Source organism: Rahnella sp. PD12R (genome assembly GCF_019200965.1).
Taxonomy (GTDB): domain Bacteria; phylum Pseudomonadota; class Gammaproteobacteria; order Enterobacterales; family Enterobacteriaceae; genus Rahnella; species Rahnella laticis.
Genome location: NZ_JAHTMS010000011.1, coordinates 93796 through 112148 on the forward strand (window position 1 = coordinate 93796; position 18353 = coordinate 112148).

The window sequence follows — 18353 nt, forward strand, 5'->3', positions numbered from 1 at the left end:
TGAACGGGGATCGCCTTTCCAAAAATGCGGCCTCTGTTACATCTCCTCACGGAAAGTTCATCATTTGTTTAAAAGTTATTATAAAATGCGGGCTTCATCGTCTGACGGCGCTGCATTGCCTCCTGCCGTCTGAACTGTCTGCGCTCCTGTTTCTAAAAAATATCAGCGCAACAGATTAATTTTTAGGAGTTTTCATGTCGAATCAGTTCCCGAGCTCACGCCTTCGCCGCCTGAGACAGTCCGAATCCCTGCGCACTCTTTTTCAGGAAACTGAATTTAGCGTCAACGATCTGGTACTGCCGATTTTCGTAGAAGAAGAGACCTCTGAATACGTACCCATCGAAGCTATGCCCGGCGTTTTACGCATTCCCGAATCGCGTCTGGCGTTTGAAATTGAACGCTACGCCCGCGCCGGTATCCGCTCGGTGATGACTTTTGGTATTTCGCATCACATGGATGCGACCGGCAGTGACACCTGGAATGAAAACGGTCTCGTCGCCCGTATGGCGCGTATCTGTAAAGACACCGTGCCTGAAATGATTGTGATGTCCGACACCTGTTTCTGCGAATACACCTCGCACGGCCACTGTGGCGTATTGCACGACCACGGCGTGGATAACGATGCAACGCTTATCAATCTGGGCAAACAGGCCGTTGTTGCCGCCGCCGCCGGTGCCGATTTTATCGCGCCTTCCGCCGCACAGGACGGTCAGGTTCAGGCCATCCGCAGCGCGCTGGACGAAGCCGGATTCATTGATACATCAATCATGGCGTACTCCACCAAATTCGCATCCTCAATGTACGGGCCATTCCGCGAAGCGGGCGGCAGCGTGCTGAAAGGCAACCGCAAGCAATATCAGATGAACCCGATGAACCGCCGCGAAGCGGTGCGCGAGTCACTGCTGGATGAGCAGGAAGGCGCCGATGCGCTGATGGTGAAACCGGCGGGCGCGTATCTGGACATTATCCGCGATATCCGCGAAGCCTCCCGTCTGCCGCTGGCGGCGTATCAGGTCAGCGGTGAATACGCGATGATCAAATTCGCCGCGCAGGCCGGTGCCATCGACGAACGCGCCGTCGTGCGCGAAAGCCTCGGCGCAATCAAACGTGCCGGTGCAGATATCATTTTGACCTACTTTGCGATGGATATTGCCGAGCAGGGGATTTGATTTTCAGCTGACGCTGAGAATGACAAACCGGGCGAAAGCCCGGTTTTTTTATGCCTGAATCACTGCCAGTCAAAATCCTATTTCTTCACAATTCCGGCAATATCATTGGTATTCATCAGATGATAATCGCCGTTCATGTCGGTGTAGCTGGTCATGCCGGTATCGCGGTCGCGGTCGGGTTCGCCGTGGGCGAAAAGCTGGTCGCCGGCTTTGGTGTGTATCACATAATCGCCAGCGCAACCGGTTAATGTCATCGCCAGAACTATCGCCGTCAGGCAGGATAATCTCTTCATTGTTCAGTGGTTTCCTGTTGCAATCATCTGCCCGCATTACAAAACAACCCGCCGCAAGAAGCAAAGGATAAAAATGTCACCAGGCGTAATTGTGTGAACTGAGTGACTGATTTATCACGGCTCATTTTGGTGCACGCGGTTTCGCTATCCTCTTTTTCGTCGCTTTTCAGCACCAGCGCAGTGCGGTGTGATCCCGTCGTCGTTTCTGTCAGTTGCCCGTAACGCGGGCTGAGCGCTATCTATACTCACAGAGCCCGACACATTCTCAGAGCATTGGAAACACTGGCAGATATTTTGCTTATGTTTCTTACTTTTGATTCAACCTCGGGAAACCTTTCGTCTTTTGGCTTCAGCCGTGAATTTCAAAATTAAGCTTCAGAATTTTCTTTTTAGTTCAGGTTTCTACTCAAACACAGTGCTAAGGATCATGACGATGTCGATGAAATTTATGAAAAGTCCGCTCTCTTTGTTGCTGGCCGGTTGTCTGGTGACCGCTTTCTCCGCACATGCGGATATTGTGATTGGCGTTGCGGGGCCGTTTACCGGGCCGAATGCGACTTACGGTGATCAGTACTGGCACGGGGCCACGCAGGCTGCCGAAGACATTAATGCCGCAGGCGGGATTAATGGCGAGAAAATCAAACTGGTGCAGGGCGATGACGCCTGCGAACCGAAACAGGCGGTGGCGGTGGCTAACCGTTTGGTCGATCAGGATAAAGTGCAGGCCGTGGTCGGGCATTTCTGTTCTTCCTCCACCATGCCTGCCTCCGAGGTGTATAACGACGCCGGAATTATCGCCATCACGCCGGGCTCCACCAACCCGCAAATCACCGAACGCGGCATGAGTGATATGTTCCGCATGTGTGGCCGCGACGACCAGCAAGGATTAGTGGCGAGCGATTACATCATCGACAAACTGAAAGCCAAAAAAGTGGTCATCATCCACGATAAAGACACCTACGGTCAGGGGCTGGCGGACGCCACCAAAGCGGCGCTCAACAAACGCGGTGTAAAAGAGGTGATGTATGAAGGCCTGTCGCGCGGCGAAAAAGACTTTAACGCGCTGGTGACCAAAATCAGTGCGCAAAAACCGGATGTGGTGTTCTTCGGCGGCTGCCATCCGGAAGCCGGTCCGTTAGTCCGTCAGATGCGTGAGCAGGGCGTTCAGGCGACCTTCTTCTCCGGCGACTGTATCGTCAATGAGGAAATGGTGACCGCTGCCGGTGGCCCGCAATACACCAACGGTATTCTCATGACCTTCGGCAAAGACCCGCGTCTGATCCCGGACGGCAAAGCCGTTATCGATAAATTCCGCGCCAGTAAATTTGAGCCGGAAGGTTACACGCTCTACTCCTACGCATCCGTTCAGGCCATTGCTGCCGCATTCAAAGCCACCGGCGGTACGGATTCCGCCAAAGCCAGCGCCTGGCTGAAAGTCAACAGCGTCGATACCGTCATGGGCAAGAAAGCCTGGGACAGCAAAGGCGATCTGAAGGTTTCCGATTACGTAGTCTATAAGTGGGATGACAAAGGCAAATACCAGGAAGTGAAGGAATAAAACCATATCAGACAAAGACCGCGTTCGTTGAACGCGGTCGCAAAAAGAGACTGCGTATTTATGGATTCATTCTTTCTGCAACAATTGTTTAATGGCATCACGCTCGGCGCTGTCTACGGTTTGATCGCCATCGGCTACACCATGGTTTACGGCATTATCGGCATGATTAACTTCGCTCACGGCGAGGTTTACATGATTTCTGCGTACCTGTGCGCCATCGCGCTGGCGCTGCTTTCCTTCTTCGGGCTGCACTCCTTTCCGCTGCTGATCCTCGGCACGCTGGTGTTCACCATTGTCGTGACCGGCGTTTATGGCTGGGCGATTGAACGCATTGCCTACAAACCGTTGCGAAATTCCACCCGCCTTGCGCCGCTGATTTCCGCCATCGGTATGTCGCTTATCCTGCAAAACTACGCACAAATCAGCCAGGGACCACGCCAGCAAGGGATCCCGACCATGCTGGACGGCGCGGTGCGTTTCCACATTGGCGAAAGTTTTGTGCAGATGACGTACACCAAGCTGTTCATACTGGTGGCCTCGCTGCTCGGAATGCTGGTGCTGTCGTGGATTATCAGCAATACGAAGCTCGGGCGTATGTGTCGCGCCGTCCAGCAGGACCGCAAAATGGCGTCGATTCTCGGCATCAATACAGACCGCATTATTTCGCTGGTTTTTATGATTGGCGCGGCGATGGCCGGGCTGGCGGGAGTGCTGGTCACCATGAATTACGGCACGTTTGATTTTTACGCCGGTTTTATCATCGGTATTAAAGCGTTCACGGCGGCGGTATTGGGCGGTATCGGTTCGTTGCCGGGCGCGATGCTGGGCGGCCTGATTCTGGGGATCGCCGAAGCGCAGTTCTCGGGCATGGTGAACTCGGATTACAAAGATGTCTTTTCGTTTGGATTGCTGGTGGTGATCCTCATTTTCCGCCCTCAGGGCCTGCTGGGTCGTCCGGTCGTGACGAAAGTGTGAGGGGAAAAAATGACGTCACAAACTGATATGAGGAGCGATTTTTCGCTCAAACGTTGTCTGCTTGATGCCATTTTTGCCGGGCTGGTGGCGCTGATTATTTTCGGCCCGGTCGTCGGCGTTGTGCTTGATGGCTACAGTTTTACATTCCACAGCCAGCGGCTGGTATGGATTATCGCCGCGGTGATGCTCGGACGTTTCCTGCTTAGCGCATTTTTAGAAACGGCAGCTGGGCGGAAAATGCGTGCGCGTTTTGAGGCTGACAGCGCCGGAGTTTATGTGCGTCCGCCGGATTACAAAAGTAACCTGCGCTGGGTGATCCCGCTCATTCTGGTGCTGGCGATTTTCTTCCCGTTCGTGGCCACGAAATACATTCTGACCGTCGCGATTTTAGGGCTGATTTACGTCCTTCTGGGGCTCGGGCTGAATATCGTGGTCGGGCTGGCGGGCTTGTTAGATCTCGGGTACGTGGCTTTTTACGCGATTGGCGCGTACGGGCTGGCGCTGGGCTATCAGTATCTTGGCCTCGGATTCTGGTCAATGTTGCCACTGGCGGCGGTGATGGCCGCACTGGCGGGCGCATTGCTGGGTTTCCCTGTGTTGCGGATGCACGGCGATTATCTGGCGATTGTGACGCTCGGTTTCGGGGAAATTATTCGTCTGGTGCTGACCAACTGGTTGTCGTTTACCGGCGGACCGAACGGCGTTTCCGCGCCGCCACCCACATTCTTCGGGCTGGAATTCGGCAGGCGGGCGAAAGAGGGCGGCGTGCCGTTTCATGAATTTTTCCATCTGACCTATAACCCGAATATGAAGTTTATTTTCATCTACGCGGTGCTGGTTCTGGTGGTGTTGCTGGTGCTGTTTATCAAACATCGCCTGACGCGGATGCCGATCGGGCGGGCGTGGGAAGCGCTGCGTGAAGATGAAATCGCCTGCCGGGCCATGGGGCTGAACCATGTGCTGGTAAAACTTTCGGCGTTTACGCTCGGCGCATCAACGGCCGGTATTGCCGGGGTGTTTTTTGCCACCTATCAGGGATTCGTTAACCCGACGTCTTTCACCTTTTTTGAATCCGCGCTGATCCTCGCCATTGTGGTGCTCGGCGGGATGGGCTCGACCATCGGCGTGGTGCTGGCGGCGTTTGTTCTTACGGTCGCGCCGGAGCTGTTGCGCAGTTTTGCGGAATATCGCGTGTTGCTGTTTGGCGTGCTGATGGTGGTGATGATGATCTGGCGTCCGCGCGGGTTAATCCGCATCAGCCGCAGCGGCTTTACCGTGCGTAAAGGAGTCGCGCCATGAGTGAGGCTCTGCGTCGCGACAACATTCTCAGCGTACAGCATCTGATGATGCATTTTGGCGGGATCAGGGCGCTCAATGACGTCAATCTGGAGGTGAAACGTGGCTCAATCACGGCATTAATCGGCCCGAACGGTGCGGGGAAAACCACGGTGTTTAACTGCCTGACCGGGTTTTACAAGGCGACCGGCGGCAATATTTTACTCAATACGCAACGGCGTACGACCAATGTGATTCAGGTGCTCGGGCAAAAATTTCAGGCCAGTGACTGGGTGAAACCGGCGCAGCTCGGGCAGCGGATTTTCTACAAAATGTTCGGCGGAACGCATCTGGTGAACCGCGCGGGGCTGGCGCGCACGTTCCAGAATATCCGACTGTTCCGGGAAATGTCCGTCGTCGAAAACCTGCTGGTGGCACAGCATATGCAGACTAACCGCAATCTGATTGCCGGCGTGCTGAATACGCCGGGCTACCGCCGTGCGGAGAATCAGGCGCTGGATCGCGCATTTTACTGGCTGGAAGTGGTGGAACTGGTGGACTGTGCCAACCGGCTGGCGGGGGAAATGTCGTACGGGCAACAGCGGCGTCTGGAAATCGCCCGGGCGATGTGTACTGCGCCGGAAATGATTTGCCTGGATGAGCCCGCGGCGGGTCTGAATCCGGTTGAAACGCGCACGCTGAGCAAAATTATCCGTTTTTTGCGAGACCATCACGACATCACCGTGCTGCTGATTGAACACGATATGGGCATGGTGATGGAAATTTCCGACCACATCATCGTGCTCGACCACGGCGACGTGATTGCCGAAGGCGTTCCGCAGGCCATTCAGAACGATGAAAAAGTGATCGCCGCTTACCTGGGTGCCAGTGAAGATGAGGTCAGCCTATGAGCAACGCGATGCTGGAGTTTCGTGATGTCGATGTTTTTTATGGCGCGATTCAGGCGCTGCAAAAAGTGTCGTTGCAGGTTAACGAAGGGGAAACGGTGGCGCTGATCGGGGCGAACGGCGCAGGGAAATCGACGCTGCTGATGTCAATTTTCGGGCAGCCTCGCGTGCAGAGCGGGCAGATTCTGTTTCGCGGGGAAGATATCAGCCGTAAATCCACGCACTTTGTGGCGTCGGCCGGGATTGCGCAGTCGCCGGAAGGGCGGCGCGTTTTCCCCGATATGACCGTTGAGGAGAATCTGCTGATGGGCACCATTCCTGTGGGAAATAAATATGCGGCGGAAGATTTGCAAACTATGTTCGATTTATTTCCCCGCCTGAAAGAGCGGCGGAAACAGCGCGCGATGACCATGTCTGGCGGTGAGCAGCAAATGCTGGCGATAGCGCGTGCGCTGATGAGCCGTCCGAAACTGTTATTGCTCGATGAACCCAGCCTCGGGCTGGCACCGATTATCGTTAAACAGATTTTCCAGACGCTGCGTGAGCTGGCGCGCAACGGCATGACGATCTTCCTGGTTGAGCAAAATGCGCATCACGCGCTGAAGCTTTCCGACCGGGGCTATGTGATGGTCAACGGGCAGATACGTCTGAGCGGAAGCGGGGAAGAATTGTTGCATAATCAGGAGGTGCGTAAAGCCTATCTGGGAGGAATCTGATTTATCGCTTTCAAAGCCCGTAATACCGCGTATTGCGGGCTTCCCGCTAAACTATTTTCTCAATTTCCATCACCCCTCCACATTTCACTCACAGTATTCCGTTATCATGCAATTCTTACAAATTGGTGACTGGAAAGTTAAATTTCTGAGTTATCATGCAGAGTTACCCATCAAAAATTTGTTAAAGATGAGTTTTTTAGGACGAATCAATGACCTGACGCAGTGTTAAAGCGTTGACCCTCAGGGGACAACGGGCTATATAACGCTGTCCGTTTTTGGCATGAATTTTCCTGTCTCAAGGATCAAGGATGAAGTGAATGGCGAACGGGTCATTCATTCGATGAGTTGAACCGTCGGCGCTGCTCGTAAAAAAGCAGAAATGGGTCGTAGCGTTTATTGTTTAATCAGACAGGGTGCTGAAATGGCTTCTGAGATAATTTCTTTTGTTTTATTTCTTTCCTCTATCTTTCTCTACGTCACCCGCGCGTCGGCTGGGCGTGTCTGGTTTTCGCTGGTTCTGTTTTTCCTCGGGCTTTACGTCATTCTCAACGTCGTCTTGATCGGCAGTAATTATTTTACGGGCGAAGGCATCACTGACGCCGTGCTTTACACCGTCACCAGCAGCCTGAAAGGCGCCGGGCTGAACAAATATATTCTGCCATTCATCGGCTTACTTGCCGGTCTGATTGCCGTATTTGCCCTGCTGGCGTGGGGCCTGAAACAGCGTCGCGCTAAAAACAGCAGCGCGGTCTACAGCGTGCTGGCCGTGGTGCTGGCGGTATTTTCGGTCGGATCCACGCAGGCCTTCCAGAATATTTCCCGTCTGGTCAAAACGCAGATCAGCGGCAATGGTGCGGACTTCGACACGTATTACAAAGTGCCGGAAAAAGTGGTGAAAGGCGCGAAAAAGCCGAATCTGGTTTACATCTATGGCGAAAGTCTGGAACGTACATATTTTGATGACAAAGTGTTCCCCGGGCTGACGACTGAATTAAGCCGCCATAAAGCACAAAGTATTGATTTTACGAATACCAAACAGGTTCCCGGCACCGGATATACTATCGCCGGCATGGTGGCTTCCCAGTGTGGTATCCCGCTGTTTGCCCCGTTTGATGGCAATGCGTCCAGCGCATTAGCCACGTTCTATCCGGAAAACGTCTGTCTCGGCGACGTGCTGAAAGGTGCAGGCTACACCAACTATTTCTATCAGGGTGCGGAACTGGCGTTTGCCGGTAAAGGCACATTCCTGAAATCTCACGGTTTTGATCATCTGTATGGCTACAACGAACTGCGCCCGACCGTGGCTGACCCGGCATACAAAAATGACTGGGGCTGGTATGACGACACGCTGCTCGACGAGGTTTACAAGAAATTCATCACGCTGAGCAAAGAGGGCAAGCCTTTCTCGCTCTTCACGCTGACGGTCGATACGCATCACCCGGACGGCTTTATTTCCCGGGGTTGCACCCGCAAAGACTATAAAGTGAACGGGAAATCCAACCAGTCGCTGAGCGCGGTATCGTGCAGTCAGGAGCTGATTTCGGCGTTTATCGACAAGATTAAAGCGTCAGGTTATTTCGATAACACCATCATTGTGGTGTCTTCCGACCATCTGGCGATGAACAACACTGCCTATAACATTCTGACCAAGCAAAACCGCAAGGACTTGTTCTTTGTGCTCGATGGCCGTAAACCGGTTGGCGATCTGAATGCTGCGAAACGCAGTACGCTTGATAACGGTGCCACGGTTCTTGATATCATGGGCGGTGATAACTACATCGGCCTGGGGCGCAGCGGTTTTTCCGCGACATCCATGACCGCGCAGTTCCTCAATATTGATGACAAAGTGAATGCCTGGAAACCGGCGGTTATCAAACAGTGGGGCTTCCCGAACAGCATTAAAAATTACACGGTCAACAACAAAGACAGCAGCTTCACGTTCTCCGGTATGACGATCAAAACGCCGTTCATCCTGAAAGTGACTGGCGAAAAAATCGAGCCGATGTTTGATGTGTATCTGTCGACGCCGCTCAAGAAACAGCTTGCCGGTCTGGCGACCAGCGATAACTTCGTCTGGGTCGATAAATGCTATGAAATGGGCCGCGTCTGGGCACCGGAGCTGTCGCTCAATACCGGCCTGTGCGTGGCATCCGGTAACCTGGGTGCGAAGCCGTCTATCGTGCAGGTGAGCGGTGATACGTTTAAAGGCAAAGTCGACTTCGCCAAAGATACGTCGGGCAGCAATGCGATTTACCAGAAAACGCTGGCTGCGCTGAACATCGATGATGCAGCGACCACCTATCAGTCGCCGTCCATCGCGTTTATGGTGCCGGGCCTGCCTGAGCAGGTGAAAGCCATTACGGGCGTTTCTTCGGTTGAAAACTGGGGGCGCTGGTCAGATGCCAATCTGGCACCGTCGGTGAAAATTGATTACGTGAAACCGCTGCCAGCGACGTTTGATGTGGTTATCCGCGCCAGAGCGTATGGCAATAACATCGACAAACCGGTTTCCGTGCGCGTCGGCGATCAGGAACAGTTTGTGACCTTTGGCGATCAGGACGGCATTGTGAAGGTGCAGTTCACTAACCCTGACGCGGCGCAAAGTATTGTGATTACGCCACCGTCACCGACCGAGCCGACCGAAGGTACCAGCGGTGGTTTCCAGCCGCGTAAACTGGGCATCGGCATGGTGTCGCTGGAAGTTCAGCCGGTTGATCCGCAGTCATAAAAGTATTGATGTCAGGAATGAGGAAAACCCGCTTCGGCGGGTTTTTTTATGGCCGCAGATCGCGAATTTCCCTACTCCCGCAAGGTTAGCTTTTTTATTGATTTGCTATCCCATTTCACATATTCATTTCAGGAATATGAATCTCTGAAACAATATTATAAAGAAATAAGCCTATGGGTATACTCGCCAAATTCCTGCACGGAAACTCGGCTCTGCGCAGGCTTCTCATCTAAATTTTGGGGATACTCCATGCAAGCAATGTTCAATAAAACTAAGACCCGCCTTAAACGTACCATTTTACTGGCTGCCACCTCTGCGGTTGTGATTTCCGGCAGCGTTCTGGCACCGCTTGCGGCAGCGCACGCAGCCGATAAAACCACCATCAAAGTCGGCATCATGAGCGGCGAAGACGAAGATGTCTGGCGCGAAGTCGTTAAACAGGCGGCGGCAAAAGGGCTGACCGTTAAACCGGTCGTTTTCAATGACTACAACCAGCCAAACGAAGCGCTGCAAAACGGCGAAGTAGACGCCAACGCGTTCCAGCATCAGCCTTTCCTCGATAATCAGATCAAAGTGAACCACTACGATATCGTCCGCGTCGGATATACCGCCGTCTGGCCAATCGGTTTGTATTCCAAAAAAGTGAAAACCGCCTCAGAACTGAAAGACGGCGCGGTGATCGGCGTACCTAACGACCCGGCAAACGAAGCACGCGGGCTGGTTCTGCTGGAGCAATCCGGCGTGATCAAACTGAAACCGGGCGCAGGGATTTCTGCCACAACCGCAGACATCACTGAAAACCCACGCCACGTAAAAATCAAAGAGCTGGATTCCGGCATTATCGGCCGCTCCGTGCCTGATCTGGATGCTGCGATCGTTAACACCGACTGGGCGCTGAAAAGTGGCCTGACGCCGGCTGACCGTATCGCACAGGAACCGGTAAAAGGTAACCCGTACAACAACTTCATCGCTGTTAAAACTGCGGATGTTAACGCACCGTGGGTGAAAACGCTGGTGAGTTCTTATCAGAATGACGCCGTCAAGCAAGTGTTTGATAAGGTTTACAAGGGTACTGGCGTAACGGCCTGGTAAGGAAGTAAAAGCATGACAATAATCACTGAGACCGGGGCGCAGTTTACCGCTACGTCCCCGGAAAAGGACAATGCCCGCCGCCCTCTGGCGGGGACTCCGGCACAGACAGACCGGATTGCTGACAAGGATGCTGCACAAAATGTGGTGCGGTTGCATCAGGTCAGCCGCCGGTTCGGGGAAACACAGGCCCTGAACGGCGTGTCATTAACGGTAAAACGGGGCGAAATTCTCGGGATTATTGGCCGCAGCGGGGCAGGGAAATCGACCCTGATCCGCTGTCTTAACGGGCTGGAACAACCGGACGAAGGCGTGATCGAAATCGAAGGTCACGCCATTACCGGGCTGAGTGAAAAACAGTGGCAGTCGGTGCGCAGCCGCGTGGGGATGGTGTTTCAGCATTTTAATTTGCTGTCGGCCAAAACCGTCGAACAGAACGTTGCACTGCCGCTGAAAATTGCCGGTTTCGACAACGCGCGTCGTCAGGCGCGTGTGGCCGAACTGCTGGCGCTGGTCGGGCTGGAGGATAAAGCCAAAAGTTATCCGGCAGCGTTGTCGGGCGGGCAAAAGCAGCGTGTCGGCATTGCCCGCGCGCTGGCTGCCAGCCCGGCGCTGTTGCTGTGTGATGAAGCCACGTCGGCACTGGATCCTGAAACGACCCGATCAATTCTCGCGCTCCTCCAGTCTCTGAATCAGAAACTGGGGATCACGATTTTGCTGATCACCCATGAGATGGAAGTGATCAAGAAAATCGCCCATCGCGTGGCGGTCATTAACGCCGGTGAAATCATTGAAGAAGGCCCGGTGTGGCAGGTATTCGCCCACCCGCAGTCGCAGCTCACCCGCACATTGTTACAGGGCTTGCTGCCGCAGTTACCGGAAGCGCTGGCTGATGAACTGACGACGGAGCGTCAGGGGCAGGCGATTTACAGCGTGCAGTATGCCGGGCAGGGCAGTCAGGGGGAGATTATCACCCAGATGGCGGCGGAATTACCGGGTAAGTTCCGGCTTATTCAGGGCGGTGTGGATCATATTCAGCATTACGCTATCGTGCGATTTTTCTACTCGGTACCGGTGGCTGACGCTGCCGCCGAGCAGGCCGTTTTACACTGGCTGCAACAGCGCCAGGCAACTGTGGAGCTGACGGGCTATGTCTCCGGTAATGTTTGATCTGTTATTCAATGCCGTCCAGGAAACGCTGCTGATGACAGCAGTTTCGGGCTTATTCTCACTGGTTGCCGGTTTACCGCTCGGACTGATTCTGGTGATGAGCAGCCCGGGAGGGATTGCCGAAAACCACTGGGTTAACCGTTCGCTCGGGCTGGTTATCAACGGTTTCCGTTCATTGCCGTTTATCATTTTACTGGTGGCGCTGATCCCGGTGACGCGTTTTCTGGTAGGGACTTCGCTGGGCACGTGGGCGGCGATTGTTCCGCTTTCCATTACCGCTACACCGTATTTCGCCCGTGTGGCCGAAGTGTCGCTGCGCGATGTGGATCGCGGGCTGATTGATGCGGTGCGGGCGATGGGGGCCAGTAAGCTGCGCATCGTCTGGGATGTATTAATCCCGGAAGCGCTGCCGGGTATTTTGTCCGGGTTTATCGTGACGCTGGTGGCGCTGATTGGTGCCTCGGCGATGGCGGGCGCAATCGGTGCGGGCGGATTGGGTGATCTGGCTATCCGGTACGGCTATCAGCGTTTTGAAACCGTGGTGATGGTGGAAGTCATTGTGGTGCTGATTGTCATCGTCTGCGGCATTCAGTGGCTGGGCGATCGCATCGTGGCGCGCGTGGATAAACGTCATTAAAAAAGCCGGTCGTCATCGGGCGGCCGGCTTTATCAGACTGGCTAAAAAACGTTACATCTCACTGCGTGAACGCCAGCGCTCGCGGGCCATAAAACTTTTAACACCCACATCCAGGAACGGGCGCGGCGGCAGATAATTGGCGCGTCCGACTGCTTCCATATCCGCCAGCAGCGGATTATCTTCACCCAGCGCATGTTCTGCGAGTAACCGGCCAAACGCGCTCTGTTTCGAGCTGCCGGAGCCGTTACAGCCTGCCGACGAATACACGTTTTCCGATAAATTCCCCCACACCGGCGCACCATTACGCGTAATGCTGATCAGCCCCGACCAGGTGTACGCCATATTCACATCCTGCAATTGCGGGTAAATCCGCGCAAATAGCTGCTGATGGCGGCGCGCGTGGCGGCCGGTCTCCACCGCAGTGGTCACCAGACCCGGCGCAAAATTCACGTGTTCGCGGATAAGAAAACGATGATCTGAGGTATAACGCAACGTTGCGCCCGCGAGCGCATTCACCGGCGTCGACCCCCACGCAGAGATATCGCCAATAACACGGCGCTGTTCAGGCGTCAGCGGCTCAGTGAGCGTCGCAAACGTCGACATCGCGAATACGTTACCTTTGAACAGCGGCAGCCCGCGGGCGGCACCGTTAATCGCCAGCATCAGCTTACGGGCGCGGACTTCGCCGTGCGGCGTTTCGGCGCGGATCGTGCCCTGTGTCTCTATCTGCAAAGCCGGGGAATTGGCATAAACCGTGACGTTTTCCGGCAGTGTCGTCACTAAACCGCTGATCAGCGCCGCCGGATTGACCAGAATGCAGTTCGGTGTATACACCGCGCTGCGGTAGAAACTTGTGCCCAGGCGCTGTTTCAGGGCGGCGTTATCCAGATATTCAAAGTTTTCACTGAGCGTGGTCAGCTCTTTCTGATAATGCGCAATCTCGCCGTCAAACTGTTCGCTCACGGCGCAATGGTATTTCCCTGAATTCAGCCAGTCGCACTCAATTTCGTGCCGGTCAACGGTGTCTTTCAGGTGATGAAGCCCGTACTGCAACAGACGGCGGTAAGTGTTGGCATGCTCCAGTTCAGCCGACGTGCTGCCAACGGTGTGGGGCAAATCAATGACAAAGCCGGAATTGCGCGCCGAAGCGTTATCGGCAACGTCGAGTGCTTCAAGCACCACGACGTGTTCATGCGGGCGAAGCTCTGCAATCCGGCGGGCAAAAGCCAGCCCGGCAAATCCTGCGCCGATCACCAGCCAGTCAGCCGTTACCTTGCCATGCAGGGCCGGATGACGTGTTGTATCGCCACGCAGCGCCGCCCAGCCGTTGATATTCTGATCGAGTGGTAAGTTTTTAATTTTCATTTGCGACATCAAATTGTTATCCCGGGTGGTTCGATCCTAAGTTATGGACGTTTAGATGTCTAATGCACAATGATGATAAACATATATTCGTCTCGCGGCAGGGCGAGCGGGCAGGCGAAAATTAGGACAAAGTGAATATTAAGTAATCAGATGGCAGGGAGGTTAACTTGCTAGAATGCGCGCGGGTGCTTGAGGCTTATTGGTCTTGAGCAGTGTTGTTCAAGGTGTAATAAGAAGAAAGCCCCGAGTTAATTAATCAATCAACCCGAGGCTACCATCGACGCCTAGACAACGTCAGGATAGCCTCATAGATGCAGAAATGCAACGGAGGTTAAGATGGCGCGAAAGCTGATTTTGTACGGGCTCATGGTGATTTGTTTCACGTTATTGGCCTGGACCTGGATGGTGCGTGATTCGCTGTGCGAGTTGCATATTAAGCAGGGAAATACGGAGATTGCGGCAGTCTTAAGCTACGAAATTAACGGCTAACCGTAAGGTGGGGTTCGCCCCACCTTTTCGGATGTTGACAAAGCAAGTTGGCCTCAGGCACCCATTTGCAGAAAACGCAAAAACAAAAAGGCCCGAATTTTCATTCGGGCCTTCTCGTATTGTGTGGTGGAGAGAGAGGGGTTCGAACCCTCGATACGATTGCTCATATACACACTTTCCAGGCGTGCTCCTTCAGCCACTCAGACACCTCTCCAGTCGTCGGCTACACCGCAGTGCTGCTGACCGGCGCTAATGTAGGGAAAAGCGCGTTCAGCGTCAACCTTCTTTTTGCAGGTTCTGTGCTGTTTAGACAAACTTAGAGCAGTTTGCTGATTTACAGACCAAAAACTGTATTAAGGATGACCAGTTTGCCGTAAGTCACGCAGCGTCATTAATTCTGCTTATGCTTATGAATAGATAATTAGAATAACTGCATAAAAGTGCGATTAAGCAGCAAGCACTTCCCGTTACGGTTAAATAGCAAAATATGTTGTGAAAATCGCCAGTCCCGAAGGTATAACAATGGATTCTAAAAAAAGGCTTCGTATAAAAACTGGGCTAGTTAAAACCAGAAGCAGAATAAATCCACACAACGGGACAGGGGTTCTTACTTGAGTCAGTCAAATAACGCGACGGCGTCGCAGCACCGCACGGCGATACCAGCCGGCGCGGGTACATTATTCTTCGTTCAGACTTTCGCGACGCTCGGCTTCGCGGTGCTGTATTCCACTCTGGTGCTGTACGCCACAAAAAAACTCGGTTTCAGCGAAGATAACGCCAACGCCATTATGGGCGTGTTTGGTGCGTTCAACTATGGCCTGCATATGTTTGGCGGTTATCTTGGCGGCCGTTATCTGAGTAACCGTAACCTGTTTGTGCTGGGCATGGTGTTGCAGGTCTTTGGCTGTGCGCTGATTGCGCTGGAAGGCGTAACCGGCCTTTACTGGGGGCTGGCGATGTTCCTGACCGGCAGCGGGCTGAACGTGACCTGCCTGAATATGATGCTGACGCAGCGCTTTGCACCGGATGATGACCGCCGCGAATCGGCGTTCCTGTGGAATTATGCCGGGATGAACCTGGGCTTCTTTATTGGTTTCGCCGTTGCCGGTTATTTCCAGCTGAGCGAAAACTATCGCGCGCTGTTCCTGTTTGCCACGCTGGGCAACGTGGCGGCGGTGGTGGTGACGCTGTCTCGCTGGTCGATTCTGGCCGACATCAGTACGCCGCTTAAAGAAGCCAGCCGCGGCCAGTTGCTGCGCCGTATGGCTGTCGGTATCGCCATTTTAATCGTCCTGGTGCCGGTTATCCGACTGTTGCTGACCCACGCCGAGTTCAGCAGTTATTTTGTGGTTGCGCTGGGTATTATCATTTTTGCGCTGATGACGCTGGTCACTTTCCGTCACCGCCAGGCTGATGAACGCCGCCGCATGAAAGCGTATCTTCTGCTGGCGCTGGGTTCACTGGTGTTCTGGACGCTGTATCAGCTGGCTCCGATGGGGCTGATGCTGTTCTCCGAAAACAACATCAATCTGAACGTTTACGGCATCCGCGTGGCACCGCAGTGGATCCAGAATATTAATACCATCGTGATTGTTATCGGCGGACCGCTGATGGCGCTGTGGTTCAATAAATTGCGTCAGCGTGGCTGGAAAATTGATGTTCCGGCACAGTTCTCGGCTTCTTTATTCTGCATGGGACTGGGAATGCTGGTTCTGCCGCTGGGGATCCACCTGGCAGGCGGCGACGGGCTGGTGGCGTTTAAATGGATTGCCATCAGCTATCTGCTGCAAAGCATTGGTGAATTGCTGATTTCTCCTATCGGCTACGCGATGATTGGTAAACTGGCCCCGGCGCGTTATCAGGGTGTGATGATGGGCTGCTGGATGATGGTGACCGGCGTGGCTTCGGTGCTCGCCAGCTACATTTCCGGCCTGATGCCGCAAAACGAAGGCAGTACGCCGGTGCTCACTAACCCGGGCTACAGCGAAGTCTTCAACATGCTTGGCTGGGGTTCTGTTGTCACCGGTGTGGTTCTGCTGGTTCTGATCCCGCTTTTACGCCGGATGATCCGCCGCGAGCCTGCCGTTGCCTGACCTCAACGACAACGCTATCAGTGAATCTTCAAGCCCCGATTTTCGGGGCTTTTTCTTTTTTCGGCCTCAGGGTTGCATCCTGATGATATTCAGGGAAATCTATCAGCTCACAGGAGGCGTCCCCGATGAACATTATTTTTTACCACCCTACATTTGATGCAAAGCCCTGGATTGACGGAATAACAAAACGCATACCGCAGGCCAGAATGCGCGTATGGAACGCCGCAGACCACGAACCCGCCGATTACGCGCTGGTCTGGCGGCCACCGCACGCCATGCTGGCCCCGCGCACGATGCTCAAGGGCATTTTTGCCCTCGGCGCAGGCGTGGATGCCATTCTCACACAGGAACAGCGTCAGCCCGGCACATTGCCCGCCGGTGTGCCGCTGATTCGTCTCGAAGATACCGGAATGTCGTTGCAGATGCAGGAATACGCGCTGGCCAGCGTGTTACGGTATTTCCGCCGCATGGATGAATACCAGCTGTTCCAGCAGCAAAAACAGTGGCGGCCGCTGGCACCGCATTCTCGCGGTGAATTTACTGTCGGCATTCTTGGCGCTGGCGTGCTGGGCAGCAGCGTGGCGAAAGCGCTGGTGGATCTGCAATTCACCGTTCGCACCTGGAGCCGTAGTGAGAAATCTCAGGACGGCGTGCAAAGCTTTTACGGAGACAATCAGCTTGCGGCATTTGCGTCCGGCTGCAAGGTGCTGATTAACCTGCTGCCGAATACGCCGCACACCGCCGGTATTCTCAATCATCAACTGTTCACAAATCTGCAGCATAATGCTTATCTGATTAACCTCGGACGCGGCGGACATCTGGTGGAAGGTGATTTGCTGCGCGCACTGGACAGCGGGCAGATTGCTGCCGCTACGCTCGACGTTTTTGCCGAAGAGCCGTTGCCGGGCATGCACCCGTTCTGGTCGCATCCGCGCGTCAGCATCACGCCGCACGTGGGTGCGGATACTTTGCCGGAAGAAGCGATGGACAGCATTGCGGCGAATATTCTCGCTATCGAAGCAGGACGGGAACCGGCAGGACGTGTCTGCCTCGACCGGGGTTATTAACGTTCATCTGCTAAAATTACTCACGTGGCGGCCATGCAGTCGCCATGGGATCACTTAAGGAGAGCACATGCCGTACCCCGTTGATTTGCATATGCATACTGTTGCCAGCACGCATGCTTACAGCACATTACATGATTATATTGATGAGGCCGCGGAGAAGGGCATTAAGCTGTTTGCCATCACCGACCACGGCCCTGATATGGCCGATGCCCCGCACTACTGGCATTTCATGAATATGCGGGTCTGGCCGCGTCTGGTGAACGGAATCGGCATCCTGCGCGGTATCGAATCGAACATCAAAAACATTCATGGCGACATTGATTGCACCGGCCCGATGCTCGATGAAATCGACGTGATCATCGCCGGTTTCCATGAGCCGGTGATGCAACCGGTCGATAAAGAAACGCACACCGCAGCGATGATTGCCGCGATGGCGGGCGGCGAAGTGCATATTATTTCGCATCCGGGTAATCCGAAATACCCGATTGATATTCCTGCCGTTGCGGCGGCGGCGGCGAAATATAACGTCGCGCTGGAGCTGAATAACTCCTCCTTCATCCACTCGCGTAAAGGCAGCGAACCCAATTGCCGTGCGGTTGCGCTGGCGGTGAAAGAAGCCGGTGGCTGGCTGGCGCTGGGATCGGATTCGCACATTGCGTATTCACTGGGCGGGTTTGAGCATTGCGAGCGTATTTTGCGTGAAGTTGATTTCCCGGAAGATCGTATTCTGAACGTCAGCCCGCGCCGTTTCCTGGATTTTCTGGAGAAACGCGGGCGCGCACCAATTGCAGAATTAAGCGAACTGTGACATTGTCGCGGCC

The 18353-nt window shown here is 54.2% G+C and carries 16 protein-coding genes and 1 tRNA gene; 14 read left to right on the forward strand and 3 right to left on the reverse strand.

The genetic code is table 11. The annotated features are described in order from the left end of the window. Positions 1-194 precede the first annotated feature (194 nt). Entirely contained in the window at positions 195-1169 is a 975-nt protein-coding gene (hemB, locus tag KWG64_RS20130) for a porphobilinogen synthase (protein ID WP_195822968.1), read from the forward strand. Between the two features lie 77 nt (positions 1170-1246). On the opposite strand, the gene KWG64_RS20135 is transcribed toward hemB, so the two are convergent. Continuing rightward, on the reverse strand, positions 1247-1462 hold the full coding sequence (locus KWG64_RS20135) for a YgdI/YgdR family lipoprotein (RefSeq protein ID WP_195814493.1): 216 nt from the start codon (positions 1460-1462) through the stop codon (positions 1247-1249). A gap of 433 nt (positions 1463-1895) precedes the next feature. Here KWG64_RS20135 and KWG64_RS20140 point away from each other — a divergent pair, with 433 nt between their 5' ends. The 9 genes from KWG64_RS20140 to KWG64_RS20180 all read left to right on the forward strand — a co-directional run bounded on the left by KWG64_RS20140 (position 1896) and on the right by KWG64_RS20180 (position 12518). Continuing rightward, on the forward strand, positions 1896-3020 hold the full coding sequence (locus KWG64_RS20140; RefSeq protein WP_195814494.1) for a branched-chain amino acid ABC transporter substrate-binding protein: 1125 nt from the start codon (positions 1896-1898) through the stop codon (positions 3018-3020). Between the two features lie 60 nt (positions 3021-3080). Further along, positions 3081-3995 (forward strand): branched-chain amino acid ABC transporter permease LivH, encoded by a 915-nt coding sequence (locus tag KWG64_RS20145; protein WP_218522943.1) that lies wholly within the window; start codon positions 3081-3083, stop codon positions 3993-3995. Positions 3996-4004: 9 nt separating this feature from the next. Continuing rightward, on the forward strand, positions 4005-5294 hold the full coding sequence (livM, locus tag KWG64_RS20150; protein WP_218522944.1) for a high-affinity branched-chain amino acid ABC transporter permease LivM: 1290 nt from the start codon (positions 4005-4007) through the stop codon (positions 5292-5294). Then, entirely contained in the window at positions 5291-6181 is an 891-nt protein-coding gene (locus KWG64_RS20155) for an ABC transporter ATP-binding protein (RefSeq protein ID WP_195814497.1), read from the forward strand. Before livM ends, KWG64_RS20155 begins: the two co-directional genes overlap by 4 nt. Further along, a complete protein-coding gene (locus KWG64_RS20160; protein ID WP_218522945.1) occupies positions 6178-6894 on the forward strand; it encodes an ABC transporter ATP-binding protein in 717 nt (238 codons plus the stop codon). The genes KWG64_RS20155 and KWG64_RS20160 overlap by 4 nt, the downstream gene beginning before the upstream one ends. Before the next feature lie 421 nt (positions 6895-7315). Further along, entirely contained in the window at positions 7316-9622 is a 2307-nt protein-coding gene (gene opgB, locus KWG64_RS20165; RefSeq protein WP_218522946.1) for a phosphatidylglycerol--membrane-oligosaccharide glycerophosphotransferase, read from the forward strand. A 249-nt stretch (positions 9623-9871) separates the two neighbouring features. Further along, the gene (locus tag KWG64_RS20170) at positions 9872-10714 is read left to right on the forward strand and encodes a MetQ/NlpA family ABC transporter substrate-binding protein (protein WP_218522947.1); all 843 of its coding nucleotides are present in this window, start codon (positions 9872-9874) and stop codon (positions 10712-10714) included. A 12-nt stretch (positions 10715-10726) separates the two neighbouring features. After that, the gene (locus tag KWG64_RS20175) at positions 10727-11881 is read left to right on the forward strand and encodes a methionine ABC transporter ATP-binding protein (RefSeq protein ID WP_218522948.1); all 1155 of its coding nucleotides are present in this window, start codon (positions 10727-10729) and stop codon (positions 11879-11881) included. Beyond that, complete coding sequence (locus tag KWG64_RS20180) at positions 11862-12518, forward strand: methionine ABC transporter permease (RefSeq protein ID WP_218522949.1); 657 nt, start codon at positions 11862-11864, stop codon at positions 12516-12518. Before KWG64_RS20175 ends, KWG64_RS20180 begins: the two co-directional genes overlap by 20 nt. A gap of 51 nt (positions 12519-12569) precedes the next feature. On the opposite strand, the gene KWG64_RS20185 is transcribed toward KWG64_RS20180, so the two are convergent. Beyond that, entirely contained in the window at positions 12570-13883 is a 1314-nt protein-coding gene (locus KWG64_RS20185) for an FAD-binding oxidoreductase (RefSeq protein WP_218522989.1), read from the reverse strand. Positions 13884-14219: 336 nt separating this feature from the next. On the opposite strand from KWG64_RS20185, the gene KWG64_RS20190 reads away from it, so the two are divergent. Continuing rightward, the gene (locus KWG64_RS20190) at positions 14220-14372 is read left to right on the forward strand and encodes a Hok/Gef family protein (protein WP_195814503.1); all 153 of its coding nucleotides are present in this window, start codon (positions 14220-14222) and stop codon (positions 14370-14372) included. Between the two features lie 124 nt (positions 14373-14496). Here the strand turns inward: KWG64_RS20190 and KWG64_RS20195 are convergent. Beyond that, positions 14497-14586 (reverse strand) — tRNA-Ser (locus KWG64_RS20195). A 397-nt stretch (positions 14587-14983) separates the two neighbouring features. On the opposite strand from KWG64_RS20195, the gene KWG64_RS20200 reads away from it, so the two are divergent. The 3 genes from KWG64_RS20200 to KWG64_RS20210 all read left to right on the forward strand — a co-directional run bounded on the left by KWG64_RS20200 (position 14984) and on the right by KWG64_RS20210 (position 18340). Further along, positions 14984-16465, forward strand: a complete 1482-nt coding sequence (locus tag KWG64_RS20200; RefSeq protein ID WP_195814504.1) for a peptide MFS transporter — start codon at positions 14984-14986, stop codon at positions 16463-16465. Between the two features lie 125 nt (positions 16466-16590). Further along, positions 16591-17532 carry a glyoxylate/hydroxypyruvate reductase GhrA gene (ghrA, locus tag KWG64_RS20205; protein ID WP_195814505.1) on the forward strand — a complete coding sequence of 314 codons (942 nt, stop codon included), beginning with the start codon at positions 16591-16593 and terminating at the stop codon, positions 17530-17532. Positions 17533-17599: 67 nt separating this feature from the next. Next, positions 17600-18340, forward strand: coding sequence for a phosphatase (locus KWG64_RS20210; protein WP_218522950.1), 741 nt, complete (start codon positions 17600-17602; stop codon positions 18338-18340). Positions 18341-18353: the final 13 nt, after the last annotated feature.